Raw genomic sequence first — 16,778 nt, 5'->3', positions numbered from 1 at the left:
GACGGCAAAGACGGAAATGTATGCCTTTACGTAACGGGTAATGAACCTACGTCTCGCCTGAGTTTCCATAATCATTTTTGTGATTGATTATTCTGAATAGCTTGCTGAATTGGTCCAGCAGCACCCTGCATAATCTGATTGACAAGATTTCCAATTGGCGACGGCAGCACTGCTTTTGCCCATGACCCAGCGCCCGTCGTCGCGGTGGCTACCCCGGCGGACAGATCAGGATTATTGCCGGTCATGCCGGCGCTGCCGAATGCAGCGACGCCGTTTACCGCCGCGTTGTAGCCATTAGCGGCGATCTTTCCGGCCGCTCCCATTGTGGCGATTGCTTCGTCTCCTATCGCAAATGGGGCACTCAGACCACCAACTATCCCGACAATGTACGAGTTTGTAAAGTTCGGCGCATCCGGACTCGCCCCGGTCTTGTAGTTGACATAGCTTCCTGCATAGTCGTATCCACCAGCAAGCACCGCAGCGGTCACGGCCTCCGGTCCGAGCGCCGCTACAGCAGCAGCAGGCACCCCGTACATGGCACCCGTCTGCATGTTATTCGATGCGATAGTAGCGTTCGCCCCATCCGCATTGACCGCAGCCATGGCCAGCGAAGGATCGCACGGCGCCGAAGCATTACACACCTTCGACAGCGTTTTCTTCGTATCCATCATCTGGTTGTACAACTGCACGTTTGACGCCGTTGCCGCGCCTGCGGTTCCACCCACCAACGCCCCGCCAAGACCTGCTGCGACATTAGCGGCAAGATTGCCGAGCAGGTCCGAACCGGTTTCCAAGGCAACGCCCTTCGAAAGGCTGTCCAATTGGCCGGCCAATTTCGAGGAAAGACCCGCGCCGGCGGCTCCGCCAACCGCCGTAAAGATACTGCCGCCGCCAAGCCCACCGATGAGCGCACCGCCCGCCGCCTGCAACAGGGCGCGATTGTCCCCGCCTTCGTCCCAGGCGTCATAGGTAGCCTTGTCGGTGGCCGTATCACGCTTGTTGTCCGCATAGGCACCGATACCCTGCGCCACGACCTGGCCCGCCGCCTGCGCGGCCTGCATCGTGTCGGTCTGCTGAGAGAGGATCGTATTCACGTCCGGCGTTTGAGCGACCGTACCGTTCGTGTTCGTGGTGTCGCGGCTCAGGGTCGCCACGTCCTGCTTCTGCCCGGCCTGGTCGGTAATGTTGATCGAGCCCGCGCTGATCGCGCTGCGCGTCGTCGCATTCGAATCACCGCTCTCATTCTGCGAGATCATCGGCGACACGCCACCTGTACCGCTCACCGAGCCAGGCCCAATCGCCTTACCGGTATTACCGACGCCCACACCCGCGCCGATACCGTTGCTGGACGCGCTGTAGTGCGACTGGTTCTGGATATCGCTGTACGTGAGCGTACCGGTCGTCAGCGAATTCTTCGACGCATCGGCATCGCTGGCAATCATCGCGCCCGCCAGATTCGTGTTGCCCTTGACACTAATATCAAAGCCACCGTTGCCCGCCTGAATACCCGCCTGTTCGTTCACCTGCGCATAGTTCGAATCGGCATGCCCGTTCTGCGCGCTGAAGCTCGCGCTGCCGCCGCCCTGGCTGATGCTGAAGCCGCCGCCCACGCTGCTCTGGTGCGCGGTGTTCACAGTCGTGTCCTGCACGCTCTGGATATTCAGGTTGCCGCCGACAGCCGCGTTCACCGTACCGCCATTGACCTGCGACCCGGTGATGTTCGTATCGCCGCCTGAAATCACCGTAACGCTGTTCGTGCCACTGACGTGCGAGGCGTTCTGGACGGCCGCATTGCTGTTGCCGTCGCCGTGCGCGTTGGACATTGACGCCGAGACGCCGAAACCCTGCGTGCCATAGGACACACCGACGCTCGCGCTGCTCGATTTGTTCGTGCTGGCGGTCGTGTCCGTGTCCGTGGTGTTGACGATGTTGACCTGATTTTTCGCGGCGAGCACGACATCGGTCGCGCTCACGTTCGAACCCGCGATTGTCAGGTTGCCGCTGCCGGGCGTGCCGTCGCCAGTTGCCACGAAAGCTGCGGTGCCGCCCGCCTGAACGTTCGAACCCTTCTGCGTCGTCTGATCCTCGGTGAACGTATTCTTGCTCTGGCTGGAACCGAAGCTCAACTGCACGCCGATGCTCGGCGCGTTCGGCCCGGTTGCGCCGCCCATCACACCCGCTGCACCCATACCCGCCATCGCCGCATTGCCGCCCGCCGCAATGGCGTGCAGCGCCTCGGCGCGGCCGTTGCTGTTGCCGCTCGCGAGCGCCTGGCCCTGCTGGTACGCCCCGTTGATCGCATCGCCCACGCTGCCCGACAGGCCGAGTGTGAAACCGCTCTGCTTCACCTCCTGGGTTTCGTCGTGGTGCGAGGTGTCGGGCGCCGCATCGATGATCACGTTGGCCGCCGTGCCCGTGACATTCTGGGCTGCCACGAGATCGCTGCCCGTTACGTGCAGGGTGTTGCCCGCCTGAATCGAGAGGTTGCCGTTCGTGCTGCCGACAAGGCTGGCGTTGTTCGTCACGCTGCTGTCATGCGTAGTCTCCTTCGTGTCGCTATTGCCGTAGTTCAGGCTCACGCCACCACCGCTCATCGCGCCGAAGCCCGACTTCTTTTCCTCATAGAACGAACTGCTCTGACTCGTATCCTGCGTCGTGGTGATGTTCACGTCATGCACGGCGCTCAGTGAGACATCGTTTGTCCCGACGATCGTGCTGCCCGCGACGTTGATATCCTTGCCGCTTGAGATCGACACGCGGTCTGCAGAAATCATGCTGCCCTGCGAAAGCGTCGTCGTCGTGTTGCTCGAACTCGATACCTCCTTGCCGCTTACCACGTTGCTGTGGCTATGCTGCCCCTGGAAATTGTCGACATAGGTCGTGGTGGCCGCGCCGATATTAACGTTGTTCGCAGCCGCAAGCGTGGCCGTCCCCTTGTCGAGGTTGATCGTGCTGCCGATCAGGTTGATATCGTTTCCCGATGCGACGGTAAGCGAATTGCCGGAATTAAGCGTCGTCGCCGTCAGCGTATCGGCGGACGTGTGCAACGAGTCTGAATTGCTGCCGTGACTGTCGCTGACCGAGCTGTTGCTGTCGACGGTCGAGGTCGCTTTCGCCGCCTGGAGCGTCACGTCGCCGTTCACCGCGATCGTCCCGCCGCCGCCGAGATTGATATTCGCGCCCGTCGCGGTCAGGTTGCCGCCTACGCCGATCTGCGAAACGCCGCCAACATTCACGGAACTGCCGTTCGCGCTGTTGAGGTCCGTATCCGACACGCCGTTCGCGCCATGAACCACCTTCTGCTCGCCGGTCTGAACGGTGCCGATGTCGTAGTTGCCGCCCACGGCCATGCCGAGGTTGCCGCCGACATTGAGATTGGCCCCGTTCTGCTCGAAGTTGCCGCCTGTCACAATCGCGGCGTCGCCTGCCACGCTCACGCTCGCGATGGGGCCCAGCGTGGTCGTGGTTCGCGTCGCCCCTGTTGCGCTGACCTGATTGACGGTGTTCGTCGCCGTATTCAGCAGCAGGTTGCCGCCTGCATTCAGCGCGAGGCTCCCGGCCTTTACGGTCGCCGAGGTCAGGTTGACATCGCCCGTTGTCGCCAGCGACATGAGGCCACCGCTTTGCAAGGTGCCTAACGCGTTGTCTACGGACTGGCCGTTGATCGTCAGCGAATTGCTTGCCTGGATCGTGCCGCTATTCGTGAAACTCTGCGCGTTCTGAAGATCGATGTTGGTCGCCGCGATGAGCGGCCCATTCATGTTCTGCTGACTGGCCTGCGCGAGATAGACGACCGGCACGAGCACCGACTGCCCGTCCACGATCTCGGTCTGCATGATGACCACGTTGGTCGTGAGCGCGGCGACCTGCTCGGGCGACAGCGCCACTCCGAGCGACAGATTCAGGGATTCAGCGAGCGATGCGCCTGCTGCCAGCATCGCTTCGTACATCGACTGCGTATCGGTGTAGGGGCCGAGTACGGCCTTGCCGGTCAGCGACGTTATCTGGTTCTGCACGAGCTGCTGCTCGTACAGGCCGTCGCCGAGGCGCTTTTCCACCGTCTGGGGATTCAGGCCAAGCTGCTGGAGATAGTAGTCGCTGGAAATGAACGATTTCGCGTTCGTAAAGGCCGGGTTCGACTCGATCAGGTACGGCGCGTTCGGTGCCGTGTCCGGTCTGAACAGTCCGCCCTGCGGGATCGTCAGGTTGCTCAGGACGTTCACCGCCGTGGCGCGAGCGATCGCCGGATCGACCTGGACGGCGCTGCCGCCGACCCCGCCGACATTCACCCCGCTGACCGACTGGCCGGGTACAAGCCCGAGCGATGGAATCCCCGCATTACCCGCCGTGTTGTTGACGCTCACGCCTGTACCAGAAATCGTGCCACCGGCCGTCCAAGTGGATTCGTAGTCGGGCAGGCCGTAGACGCGAACGTCAGCCGGTGCTACCTGGTAGCCGCCCGGATTGGAACCGACAAACGGCGCATTGCCGAACGGCAAGGTCCAGTTGTGTTCGCTGTTGTCATAGTTGTTGTAGTGATAGTAGCCCGAGTAGGTGACCTGTACCTCGGGCGCGAGTTGCCCGCGCCAGCTATCCGCGTCCAGCGAGACGGGCATCGCAATGTTGCCCGCGGCGGCGACGGCGCTCCAGTAGTTCTGGAACAGCCCCGTTTTCGACGCGTCCAGGTTGCCGCCCGCAATGATCTGCGCCTGCGGGCTGATGGACGCAATCAGGTTTGCTACCGCCACGCCCGTATAGGTCGTGTACTGGTAGCCGCTATTCCACTGGCCGCCGTGCGGCGGCACCGTGTACACACCGCCAATCATGGTCAGGAACGCCGGGTTATCCGGGGTGGTCCAGCCCACATCCTGACCCGAGCACGCGGCCATGTTGACCGCAGTACACCCGGACAGGCTGATGCCGAGCTGAGCGATCAAGGACGGATCGACAGACTGATTCAGCCCCGTCGTGGTCATCGTCGTCCGCGTATTCGTGACCTGATTGGCGGCGAGCGTCATGTCGCCCGCCGACTGGATCAGCGCCGACTGGTTGCGGATAAGATTCGCGTTCGTGTAGTTGCCGTTCGCATCCTTGCCGCCTGCGAGGACGACATTGCCCAAGCCGAAAATCGCGGTCGTCGCCTGCGTGTCGGTGGCCGTGGTGTCGTCGCGGTTCTCGATGTCGGGCGCGAGCAGTTCCAGCGTGCCGCTGCTGTCCGTCGCGCCAATGAGCGCGGATGGTCCTACATTCGAAATGCTGCTAGTGGCGTTCAGCGACACGCTGCCGCCGACGATTGCACCGGTGTTTTCCAGCGTGTTCGAGTGCGTGATGAGCGTGCCGCCTGCCATCATCGCCCCACTGTTGGCGATGTCGTCCGCGTTGATGGCCAGGTTATCGACCGCCTCGAGCGAGCCGGAATTGCTGAACGTGCCGGGCAGCGTAAAGGTGAGGTCGTGACCGGCCATGAACTGCATATCCGGCGTCGGCGCAAAATCGCCCTGAACATTCACCGACACGTCATTGGCCGCGCTGTATGCGCCGCCCCCTGTGAGCGTCGCGGCATTCAGCAACAGGTCGTGATCGGCGCCAATCTGGCCGTCGGTGTTCGACACGGCCCCGCTCGCCGAAATGACGACATTGCCGCCCGAACCGGCGAAGGTGCCAATCTTGCCCCCCGTGTCATCGAGCGTACCGGTCTGGATCGCGACATTCGCGCCACTGACCTGGCCGCCCTGCGTGTTGGAGATGGAAGACGCGCCGAGCTTCACGGACCCATTACCTGCGATCAGGCCGCCACTGTTCACGATCTGGCTGCCGCCCTGCACGGTGGTGTCTCCCGTGCCGAGGTTGCCGATGAGCCCGTCTGTGCTGTCGATGGAAGCCGCCTGAACCGAGAGCGAGCTGGCGTCGCCCGCAGCGCCGGTACCTGACTGGATCTGGCCGCCCGTGTCCGTGAGTGCGCCGCCGCTCGCGAGCGAGATCGACGACAGCGAACGTACCGCCCCCTGCGTGTTGCTCACGTCGCCTGCGACGCTGGCCGCGATGGCCCCCATCGCAGCCAGCGCGCCGGCCTGATTGTTGAGGCTGCTGGCGTGCACCGAAAGCTGCCCCGCCGTGATCACCGTGCCGCCCGCATTTGAAAAGGAACCCGAGCCATTACCCGGATCAATCGCGAGAGTGCCAGTTCCCGCGTGGGTGATGGTGCCACCATCATTTTTCAGAACCGCCGGGGCGAGCGTGAGGTCCGTGCTGTTCGTCTGGACTGTCCCGCCCGCAGAGTTATCGAGCGTTCCCGAGACGGCCACGGTCATCGCTGACGTGCCAGTCTGCGTGATCGTGCCTGCGTGATTGAGGAGGTTCGTGGCGTCAAGCGACAGTTGCGCCGCCTGGGTGACGCCACCGCTGTTGTCCAGCGTCGTGGCGCTCACCGCCGCCAGCTGACCGGCTACGATCACGCCGCCGTTATCGGTAAGTTGCGCCCCGGCATTGATGGTCGCATTGTTCTGCGCCTGAAGCGTACCCGCGTCGTTGTTCAGGGACTGCGCGTCAAGCTGGAGATCCGTTTGCGCGCTGACCGTGCCGTGATTGACAATGCTCCCGCCTTGCAGGGTCACGGTACCATTGCCGCCAATCACGCCACCCTGCGCACCACCGGCGGTGGTGCCTGCTGCGTTCAGAAGCTGCCCCGTGGTCGTGACTGACAGGCCGTCTGCGCTGAGCGACGTTATCCGGCCCGCACTGTTGTCCAGCGAGGCTCCGGCTACCAGCACGCCCGTGGCGCCCTGCATGGCCCCCTGGTTGTTCGAAATGTCTCCGCCGCGTACCTGCATCGCACCCTGCGAAACCATTTCGCCGCCCTGATTCGCAATCTGTCCCGAAGTCTGTGCGACGAACGTTCCCTGCGAGGACATGCCGCCGTTCTGGTTCGACAGGCTGCCGGCGTCAAGCGTCATGCTGCCGCCGGCCGTCAGCGTTCCCCGGTCATTGACCAGCGCACCTGCAGCCTGCGCGTTGACCGCGCCTGCGGCGCTCGTGGTCGCCCCGGCGAGGTTCACGTCGCCCGCGTATGCCGCCAGCGCCATGTTGCCGTTCGCCGCCGTCTCGCTGCCCGCGAGATTCACGCCGCTGCCCGAGAGCGTCGCATTGCCGCCCGCCATGTTCAGGCCGCTGGCATCAAGCTGGCCCGATGCGGAAAGCAGCAGGTCGCCGCCGCTGCCCACCGAACCATCGCCATTCACGCCCGCGCCGAGCGTGCCGGTCGATGCAACGCTGCCCGCAGTGATCGACGTATTCTGTTGTGCCGCAACGGTGCCACTGTTGGTAACGGCTCCCGCCGTGCCAATGGAGGTATTGCCTTGGGCGTAGATCGTGCCGCTGTTCGCGACGCCCGCCGCGTTAATTCCGAGATTGCCGCTCGCGTTCATCGTGCCGGACTGTACAAGCTGGCCCGCGCTCGTGAGTATCAGATCCCCCGCCTGCGCAGCGATGGTACCGGCATTCGCAACACCCACGCCGTTCTCCGTCCCCACCAGAACGATGCGGTTGCTGTACATGCCACCCAGTTGCGACACGTCGATGGAAACGCCGGGAGCGGGGCCACTTCCTGCAATCGGCGTTGGAATCAGGCTCGTGTAGTCGATGCTGTTTGCGCCCGTCACAACATGCATTGACTTGCCATATATGGCTGCATTCACCTGCAGGGCGCGGGACAATAAGTCCACTTCATCAATATTTGAAGTGTTCAGGCCCGCCCCTTGGACAGTAATCATGCCGCCCGTTACACTGAAACCCGTCAGATTGCCATTGGCGTCGATCAGCGGATTACCAGTCGTTAAAATTCCACGTGCGGTGTTGATAAAGCCGCCGCCGTCCACGACCAGGCCGGAAGCGTTCGATATGATGACATCCGCCTTTTTCCCCGCGACCTCGACATAACCGCGCAATAGCGACGGATTATTGCTGTTGACCTGGTTGACGATTATCTTTGCGGCGTTGTTCGGTCCGAAGTTCGGATTACCCGATATCTGTCCGGCGAGTTGGGTGTTCGTATTAACGGGCGAATTATTGAGGATCGCGCCGTTTTTTTGCACATCGAACTGCGAGTACGTATTCACGGATATGCCCGCATTCGACGGTCTGTTCACGTTCACCTGTGGTAGACCATTCGCCGTGCTGATGACGCCGGGTGCATGTGCGCCACCGGGAACGATCTGCGCGTACGACGTGACGGGCGCAAGACCGAAAATAGCTAGTGCGGCAAAGGCCGCGTGACGGATTGCGAAGAGGGTGAACGATTGCAGCGCGACCGATGGGCCGGTTTCTCCCTGACCTGCCTTACCTTGTCCGACTGCGGTTTCTGCGACCGCAACGAGCATTCCCCGGAGCTTGCTGAAAACAAGCCGGTAATAACGGTTATTCATTGCTTGTACCTGTGATGCTGGATGAAGCCCTGCATACTGCAACGGCGTATTCCAGTGACCTCACACGACGCCGGACCGGCATCGCACCTGACGGCGCACACCTCGCGCGCATGCGGTTCATGCTGAGGCAATCGCAAACTAATTTCTGTCAACGATTGTCAGGATTCGACACTAAAACCACATTTTGCGAATTCGGAGTCATCTGATTGTCAAAACCGGATTCGCATGAAAAGTCGGATTTGACAATCGACAAAAACTGCCTGATACGTCAGTTAATCAGCTGCAATGCTGTCCATGAAACGAAAAAGCCCGCCAATGCGGGCTCTTTCGTTGTGCGCCGAGCATGCGCAACAGCTTGGGGGTGTGAGTCCCCTGTCCAACCTGATGGTGGTGAAGGACTAGCGAAACGCAAGGGCGTCGTCGTGAGGCGGGGTCTGAAGGAAGCGTGTAGCAAAGCCATGACCTGACGAACAGAAACCAGATGCGAGGCCTACCTAGCCGGACGAGCAAGCAATTGATTGCGAAGTCCATAGCCATCAAGGGCTGGGGTGGTAGATCTGGCAGGTGTGTGGTGAAGGCGGTTGCGCTTACCTCGGGAGGCCTGCATGGCGTCCTGGAATCAGGACTGAGCGGCTCGCAAGGGCCGTTGACCACCGTGCAGGAGTCAGCAGAGGGCATATTAGGGCGGCGACGCCTGAAGGCCCGAACGGAAAGGAGCGGCGAGTAAGCCGGAGAACTCGACATGGGAGAGCAGCAGAAAACGCATCGCGTCCTCGACACCGGAAGCAGGGGTGAAGCCCCGATGGCTGCTGGTGGAGGGGCTGAACCTATGGCGGCGAACCCCGAGTCTGAAAGCCCGTCGGCATATGACCGACTGATGGAAGAAGTCTGCGAAAGGGGGAACCTGAAGCAGGCGTTGAAGCGTGTGAAAGCGAACAAGGGCGCACCGGGCGTGGACGGGATGACCGTTCAGGCATTACCGGCGTACCTGCGGGAGCATTGGCCGTCGATACGGGCCACGCTGCTGAACGGCACATACAAGCCTCAACCTGTGAGACGGGTCGAGATACCCAAGCCGGATGGTGGTGGCGTGCGCAAGCTCGGCATCCCCTCTGCGCTTGATCGATTCGTCCAGCAGGCGGTCTTGCAGGTGTTGCAAAGGCAGTGGGACCCGACGTTCTCGGAGTCCAGCTACGGCTTCCGTCCGGGCCGCTCGGCACATCAGGCCGTGGCGCAGGCGCAAAGCTACATCCAGTCGGGGTACCGATGGGTTGTAGATCTGGATCTGGAGAAATTCTTCGATCGCGTGAGCCACGACATCCTGATGAGTCGGGTGGCAAAGCGAGTCAGCGACAAGCGAATGCTGAAGCTGGTCCGCTCCTTCCTGACGGCGGGTGTGATGGAGCACGGGCTGGTTGGTGCGACGGACGAGGGCACACCCCAGGGTGGTCCCCTGTCCCCGCTATTATCCAATCTGATGCTCGACGATCTTGACCGGGAGCTTGAGCGACGCGGGCTGCGTTTCGCGAGGTACGCTGACGACTGTAACGTCTACGTACGCAGCGAACGCGCGGGCCAGCGTGTGATGGCGGGGCTGAAGGCCTTCCTCGCCGGCAGGCTGAAGCTGACGGTCAACGAGACCAAGAGCGCGGTCGCACGGCCACACACGCGGAAGTTTCTGGGGTTCACCTTCTCGGATCGGGACAAGGTCAAACGGCGTATTGCGCCCAAGGCGCTGTCCCGCCTCAAGGAGCGCATCCGGGAATTGACTCAACGCACGCGCGGGGTCAGCGTCGACCAGATGATCGGCGCGCTGAAACGTTATCTGGCAGGGTGGCGGGGCTACTTCGGTTTCTGCGAAACGCCCAGCGTTCTGCAACGCCTGGATGAATGGATACGCCGCCGCATCCGCTGCTTCTTCTGGAAGCAGTGGAAACGGGGCCGCACAAGATTCCGGGAGCTGACAGTACGCGGCGTCAGCCGAAACCTTGCTGCCCAGACGGTCGGTTCGCCACACGATGCGTGGCGGCTGAGTTGCAGTCCCGCGCTGGGCATCGCCCTGTCAAACCGTTACCTTCGCTCGCTGGGGCTTCCATCACTAAGGCCATAGTCGATTAACCGATCCGAACCGCCGTGTACGGACCCGTACGCACGGTGGTGTGGGAGGGGCCGGGCCGCGAGGCCTGTCCCTATCCCGATTCAACGTCTCGGAGTTTATGATGCGCGCCACTAGTTGATTGGAGTTGTTCTGCATGACCGCGCAGCCGGGACCTCTGCGTCCACATCCACCGATGGATAGGCCTTTGACTATAAAAAGGCTCCGCCACAAGCGTATATTTCACCGGGAAAAACGCGCGGAGATTGCGTCGTGTTGCAAGAAGGATTATTCCGAACGGTGGATATATCGGCTTGTGTTTATACGGACGCTAGAGCGTGTTAGGCACTTTTCATAATCGGTGCAGCATGAACGAGCATAAGCATGGCGAAGACGACGAAGTGCAGGCCTGCCAGGGTTTCGGGCAGGCGCTCGTAGTCGCGTGCCAACCGCCGGAAGCGGTTGAGCCAGCCGAAACTGCGCTCGACCACCCAGCGGCGGGGCAGCAGCACGAAGCCCTTCTTCGCCTCAGGCAGCTTGATGACCTGCAGTTCAATGCCTTCATCACGTGCGGCCTGTGCAGCAGTGTCGCCCGTATAGCCCTGGTCAGCAAACGCAAGTTTCACCGTCTGACCGGTGACGTGCTGAACCTGACGCGCAAGCTCGGCCACCTGCGCGCGCTCCTGCTCGTTGGCCGGCGTAATGTGCACCGCGAGCAGCATCCCCAGCGTGTCGACAGCCATGTGAACCTTGCTGCCCCGCTTGCGCTTGTAACCGTCGTAGCCCGCACGCGGCCCGCTTTCACACGTGGACTGCAATGTGCGTCCATCCAGAATGACCGCACTGGGCTGGCCCTGACGCTGTTGCGCCACGCGCAGCACCGAGCGCAAATCGTTGACCATCGCCTCGAAACAACCCGCGTTCAGCCAGCGCTGCGTTTGCTGGTAGACCATTTCCCACGGCGGAAAGTTGGTCGGCAGCATGCGCCACGATGCACCCGCGCGCGCCATCCAGCGAAGCGCGTTGAACATTTCGCGCAGTTCGTATCGGCGCTGCGGTGCATCTTCGTTCATCAAGGTCAGATACGGAGCGGCGAAGCTCCATTCCTCGTCCGAAACATCTGTCGGGTATGGCTTGCGTTCTATCATCCCGCCAGGTTACCAGGTCTGACAGAAAGTGCCTAACACGCTCTAAGGAATGACAAGAAGCGGCCCCGCGTCTGCGGGGGCCGTGCCTGCAAGGGTGAGGAACGCCACCTATCCATACCACGTCCCCCCGTCCTCCCACCCACCACCAGCACTTCAATCCCGCAGCTTCACCGCCGTCATCCGCGGCATTAGCAGATGAATGATGCCCAACGCAACCAGATACGCCGACGCGCCGACGGTGAAGAGCGCCCAATACTGCCCGGTGCGCTGCAAGGTCTCGCCGATCACGCCGGAAAAGAAGAACGAACCGACCATCCCCGCCACGCCGCCGATACCGACCACCGTGCCGACCAGCCGCTTCGGAAACACGTCGCCGACGATGGTGACGAGGTTCGCCGACCAGCCCTGGTGCGCCGCTGCCGCGAGACCAACGGCGAAGACCGCCCACCACAGGCTCTGGAAATACGACAACGTTGCGATCGGCACCACGCACAATGCACAAATGAGCATCGTGAGCTTGCGCGCGAAATTCGGCCTGTTGGTGCGGGCCATCAAACGCGACGACAGCCAGCCACCCGCCACGCTGCCGACCGATGACATCGTATAGATAGCGATCAGCGGCAGGCCCATGTTGCCGATGTCGATATGGCGCGACTCATTGAGCCACTTGGGCAGCCAGAACAGATAGAACCACCACACCGGATCGGTCAGCAGCTTGCCGAACACAAACGCCCACGTTTCGCGGTACTTGAGCACCGACAACCAGCCGACTTTCTGCTCGGCGACTTCCTCGCGATCGGCATTGATGTAGTCGAGTTCTTCCTTCGACACCGACGGATGCTCCGAAGGCTGCCGATAAACCAGCATCCACACCGCCAGCCAGATGAAACCGGTCGCGCCGCCCGCGATGAACGTCGCGCGCCAGCCCCACATCACGGCAGCGATCGGCACGAAGGCCGGCGCCACGATGCCGCCGATCGTCGCGCCCATGTTCCAGAAGCCCGTCGCTAGCGCGCGTTCCTTCTTCGGAAACCACGTGGCGGTAGTGCGGATCGCAACCGGAAAATTGGCCGCCTCGCTGAAGCCGAGCAGACCGCGCACGGCCGCGAAGCCCGGCACGGTCGATGCCACCGCGTGGAGCATCGCCGCGAGACTCCACAGCGCCATCGCGCTGCCGTAGACCTTCTTCGTGCTGACGCGATCCGCGATGCGGCCGAAGATCGCGAGACCCACCGCATAGGCGACCGTAAACACCATCACGGTCTGCGCGTACTGCACCTGGCTCCAGCCGATATCCTTTTGCAGCAGCGGCGCGAGCAGCCCGAGCATTTGACGATCCATGTAGTTGATCGTCGTCGCGGCGAAGATCATCGCGCAGATGGTCCATCGGTATCGTCCGACGGCCGTGCGTGCGGCGGCCGTCGTGGCTTCTATCGTTTTCATCGTGTCTCCTTAAGGTTTCTGCAAATGGTGTCTATACGGTTGTTCGATGCAGTCAATGCGCGGAGGTGGGCATTCCTTCACGCGGGCTCATACGGGAGAAGAACACGACCCCGGCGGCTACCACCGACATCACCGCGAGTCCAGTGAGGCCGCCCTCGATCGAGCCGGTCTTCTGTTCGAGGAAGCCGAAGGCCGCTGGCGCGACGAAGCCGCCGAGGTTGCCGATCGAGTTGATCAGCGCCAGCACCGCGGCGGAAATCCGCGCGTCGAGATAGCCCTGCGGGATCACCCAGAACAGCGACGAGGCGGCCTTGAAGCCGATCGCCGCAAAGCAGATCGCGACGAACGAAAATGCCGGGCCGCCCTGGCCGGCCGCATACATGCCGAGCGCGGCGATCAGCAGCACGCACGCGACCCACGCCTGCTGGAACTTGAAGCGCGCCGCGAGCATCGCGAACAGATACATCGCCGCGATCGAGATCAGCCACGGAATCGAGTTGTACAGGCCGACCTGGAAATCGTTGAAATGGCCCATCTTGCGGATGATGCTGGGCAGCCAGAAGGTCGCGCCGTAGATGGTCAGCGATACCGCGAAGTAGATCAGGCAAAAGATCAGGATTTGCGGATCGCGCAGCAGCGCGCCTATCGATGGCTTGACCGGGTGCGCGGCGGCGCGCTGGCGTTGCTCTTCGTCGACCGCATCGAGCAAGGCGTCCTGCTCGGCGCGGGTGAGCCAGGCGGCGTCGCGCGGCTTCGAGTCGAGCCACAGCAGGATGAAGCCCGCGAGCACGACCGAGAACATGCCTTCGATGATGAACATCCACTGCCAGCCGCGCAGCCCCGCGCCTTCGATCAGCATCAGCCCGCCGGAGATCGGCCCGGACAGCACCGACGCGAGCGCCGAGCCGCTCAGGAAGATCGCCATCGCCTTGCCGCGCTCGTTGCTCGGCAGCCATTGCGTGAAGTAGTAGATGACGCCGGGAAAGAAGCCCGCTTCGGCCGCGCCGAGCAGGAGCCGCATCGCGTAGAACGACGTCTCGCCGCGCACGAACGCCATGCCGGCCGCGGCCAGCCCCCACGTCAGCATGATGCGCGCGAGCCACAGCTTCGCGCCGTAGCGCTGCAGCAGGATGTTCGACGGCACTTCGAAGATCGCGTAGCTGATGAAGAAGAGCCCCGCGCCGAGCCCATAGGCCGCCGCCCCGATGCCCAGATCGGCGCTCAGATGCTGGCGCACGAAGCCGATGTTCACGCGGTCGATGTAGTTGACGATGAACATCACGACGAACAGCGGCAGCACGCGCCATTTGATCTTGCGCACCGCGCTCGCCAGCGCGCCGGCGCGCTCGGGCCGCGCCGTGTCGGCAATCGGGCTACTCATGGGGTTGTCTCCTTCGATGGCGACGCGCGTTGCGCGTCGCAGGGCTCGTAGGCGCGGATGGGAAGCGGGAGTTAAAAGCGCGGATTCTTGCCGGTGAAGCCCGGCTCGTACTTGCGCATCTGCGAGAGGTCATCGCGATTGCGCACGCCGCACGACAGATACTGCGCATGCAGTTCGGCGAGCCGCTCGCGGTCGAGCTCGACGCCGAGGCCCGGCGTGGTGGGCACGCGCACCGAGCCGTTGTCGAACGTCACGCGGCCGCCCTTGATGACTTCTTCCTCCTGCCACGGGTAATGCGTGTCGCACGCATAGGTCAGGTTGGGGATGCTTGCCGCGACGTGCGTCATCGCCATCAGGCTGATCCCGAGGTGCGAGTTCGAGTGCATCGACATGCCGAGATCCCACAGCTTGCACATGCGCGCGAGCGTCTGCGTAGCGCGCAGGCCGCCCCAATAGTGGTGATCCGACAGCAGGACCTTGACCGAACCCATCTCGGCGCCGCGCCGGAAATCTTCCATCGTCGTGATGACCATGTTGGTCGCGAGCGGCAGGCGCGTGTGCTTCGCCAGTTCGGCCATCCCTTCGAGACCCGGGCACGGGTCTTCGTAGTACTCGAGCAGCTCGTCGAGTTCAGGTGCCGCCGCGATGCTCGTTTCGAGCGTCCAGTTGGCGTTCGGGTCGAGGCGCAGCGGCACGCCGGGGAACGCCTGATGCAGCGCGCGCATGCACGCGATTTCGTGTGCCGGTTCGAACACGCCGCCCTTCAGCTTGATGCTCTGGAAGCCATACAGCTCGATCATTCGACGCGCCTGCGCGACGATCTGCCCGGGGCTCAGGCCTTCGCCCCAGGCATCGGGCGCATAGGGCTTGTCGACGTGCTCGGCGTACTTGAAGAACAGATAGGCGCTGTAGGGCACGGCGTCGCGCACCTTGCCGCCGAGCAGGTCGACGACCGGCGCGCCGACGATCTGCCCTTGCAGATCGAGCATCGCGACTTCGAGCGTGCTGATGACTTTCGGCGCGTTCTTCGCCGAGTGCGAGCCGGGCGCGAGTTCGAATTCGACCGCGCCCGGGCTCGCCTTGATCGACGCTCGCACGCGCTCTTCCATGCGATTGAGGTCGAATGGCGACAGGCCGGCCACCAGCGACTTCGCCTGTTCGAGCACGCGCAGCATCGGTTCGTCGCCATAGGTCTCGGAGATGCCGACGCGGCCGTCGCTCGTCTCCAGCTCGACGATGGCGCGCAGCGCCCAAGGTTCGTGGATTCCGGCGGCGTTGAGCAGCGGGCCGTCGCGGAAGGCGATCGGGGTGATGCGCACCTGCGTGATGGTGATGTCGCGAGTCATGATGGCAATCGGCATAAGAAGAGTTTGATGGGACGGATGGTAAAGCACTAATGTATTAGTGCGTTACTGGGGTAAGTACCCATGTGCACTGTTCGCGGAATTCCGCTCGCAAGCCCGCTGGAAGGGGCGCGCGTCGGCTATAGTACTAGTGCCTCAGCGGACCGCCATGCCGGGTCACGTCTGCTTCCATGCTTCAGTTTCTGCCATGAAAAACCACGCTCATTCGTCGACGGTAACCCGGCTCGACCGCTCCCGCCACGCCGCGCCGCAAGTATTCGAACGACTGCGCGAAATGATCCTTTCCCTCGAACTCACGCCGGGTACGGTGCTGTCGCGTGCCGAGCTGGCGAACCGCTACGGGCTCAGCCAGACGCCCGTGCGCGACGCGCTGATGAAGCTCGGCGAGGAAGGTCTCGTCGACATCTATCCGCAGCACGCGACGGTCGTCAGTCAGATCAACGTGACGTCCGCGCTGCAGGCGCATTTCCTGCGCCGCTCGATTGAACTCGAAGTGGTGCGCACGCTCGCGGAGCAGCGCGACGCCACGCTGATCGCTGAACTGCGCCTGACGATCGCGCGGCAAACGGAATTGCTCGACCTGAAGAACTACGAGCAGTTCTCGCTGCTCGATCAGGCGTTTCATCGGCAGATGTACGAGGCGGCCGGCGTGCCGCAGCTATGGGATCTGGTGCGTAGGTTGAGCGGCCATATCGACCGGCTGCGGCGCCTGAATCTGCCGGTGGAGGGCAAGACAATAGCGGTCGTGCGCGATCACACCGAGATCGTCGATGCGATCGACAAAGGCGATGTCGAGGCGGCGCAGGCAGCGCTACGCAAGCATCTGTCGGGGACGCTGAGTCAGATCGATCAGATCCGCACAAGTCATCCGAATTTTTTGGCGGACGAGTGAGCGTTCGCTGATTCGCTGGCTACGGCTGGTTCACG

Annotated in this window: 7 protein-coding genes; 2 read left to right on the top strand and 5 right to left on the bottom strand. The window is 62.6% G+C overall.

The window, feature by feature from the left end:
* Positions 1-71 precede the first annotated feature (71 nt).
* Positions 72-8,420: a hemagglutinin repeat-containing protein gene (locus OKW26_RS18880; protein WP_429354740.1), complete on the bottom strand. Its 8,349-nt coding sequence runs from the start codon at positions 8,418-8,420 to the stop codon at positions 72-74.
* Positions 8,421-9,162: 742 nt separating this feature from the next.
* Here OKW26_RS18880 and ltrA point away from each other — a divergent pair.
* The gene (gene ltrA / locus OKW26_RS18875) at positions 9,163-10,530 is read left to right on the top strand and encodes a group II intron reverse transcriptase/maturase (RefSeq protein WP_429354739.1); all 1,368 of its coding nucleotides are present in this window, start codon (positions 9,163-9,165) and stop codon (positions 10,528-10,530) included.
* A 326-nt stretch (positions 10,531-10,856) separates the two neighbouring features.
* Here the strand turns inward: ltrA and OKW26_RS18870 are convergent, their stop codons facing one another.
* The 4 genes from OKW26_RS18870 to OKW26_RS18855 all read right to left on the bottom strand — a co-directional run bounded on the left by OKW26_RS18870 (position 10,857) and on the right by OKW26_RS18855 (position 15,833).
* Positions 10,857-11,660 (bottom strand): IS5 family transposase, encoded by an 804-nt coding sequence (locus tag OKW26_RS18870; protein ID WP_143037180.1) that lies wholly within the window; start codon positions 11,658-11,660, stop codon positions 10,857-10,859.
* Positions 11,661-11,816: 156 nt separating this feature from the next.
* Positions 11,817-13,106 (bottom strand): MFS transporter, encoded by a 1,290-nt coding sequence (locus tag OKW26_RS18865; protein ID WP_429354738.1) that lies wholly within the window; start codon positions 13,104-13,106, stop codon positions 11,817-11,819.
* Positions 13,107-13,158: 52 nt separating this feature from the next.
* A complete protein-coding gene (locus tag OKW26_RS18860) occupies positions 13,159-14,487 on the bottom strand; it encodes an MFS transporter (protein WP_429354737.1) in 1,329 nt (442 codons plus the stop codon).
* Between the two features lie 71 nt (positions 14,488-14,558).
* Positions 14,559-15,833, bottom strand: coding sequence for a glucarate dehydratase family protein (locus tag OKW26_RS18855; RefSeq protein ID WP_429354736.1), 1,275 nt, complete (start codon positions 15,831-15,833; stop codon positions 14,559-14,561).
* 205 nt (positions 15,834-16,038) lie between these two features.
* Between OKW26_RS18855 and OKW26_RS18850 the strand changes: the two genes are divergently transcribed.
* On the top strand, positions 16,039-16,743 hold the full coding sequence (locus OKW26_RS18850; protein ID WP_429354735.1) for a GntR family transcriptional regulator: 705 nt from the start codon (positions 16,039-16,041) through the stop codon (positions 16,741-16,743).
* Positions 16,744-16,778: the final 35 nt, after the last annotated feature.

The organism is Paraburkholderia sp. 32 (genome assembly GCF_050435345.1).
Lineage (GTDB): Bacteria > Pseudomonadota > Gammaproteobacteria > Burkholderiales > Burkholderiaceae > Paraburkholderia > Paraburkholderia tuberum.
The sequence above is the reverse complement of the archived record's forward strand: the minus strand, read 5'-3'. Positions and strand labels throughout refer to the sequence as shown.

Bases quoted from the DNA above. Each gene is read 5' to 3' on its own strand.
- OKW26_RS18880 (WP_429354740.1), bottom strand. From the start codon at position 8,420: ATGAATAACCGTTATTACCGGCTTGTTTTCAGCAAGCTCCGGGGAATG.
- ltrA (WP_429354739.1), top strand. From the start codon at position 9,163: ATGGGAGAGCAGCAGAAAACGCATCGCGTCCTCGACACCGGAAGCAGG.
- OKW26_RS18865 (WP_429354738.1), bottom strand. From the start codon at position 13,106: ATGAAAACGATAGAAGCCACGACGGCCGCCGCACGCACGGCCGTCGGA.
- OKW26_RS18860 (WP_429354737.1), bottom strand. From the start codon at position 14,487: ATGAGTAGCCCGATTGCCGACACGGCGCGGCCCGAGCGCGCCGGCGCG.
- OKW26_RS18855 (WP_429354736.1), bottom strand. From the start codon at position 15,833: ATGACTCGCGACATCACCATCACGCAGGTGCGCATCACCCCGATCGCC.
- OKW26_RS18850 (WP_429354735.1), top strand. From the start codon at position 16,039: ATGAAAAACCACGCTCATTCGTCGACGGTAACCCGGCTCGACCGCTCC.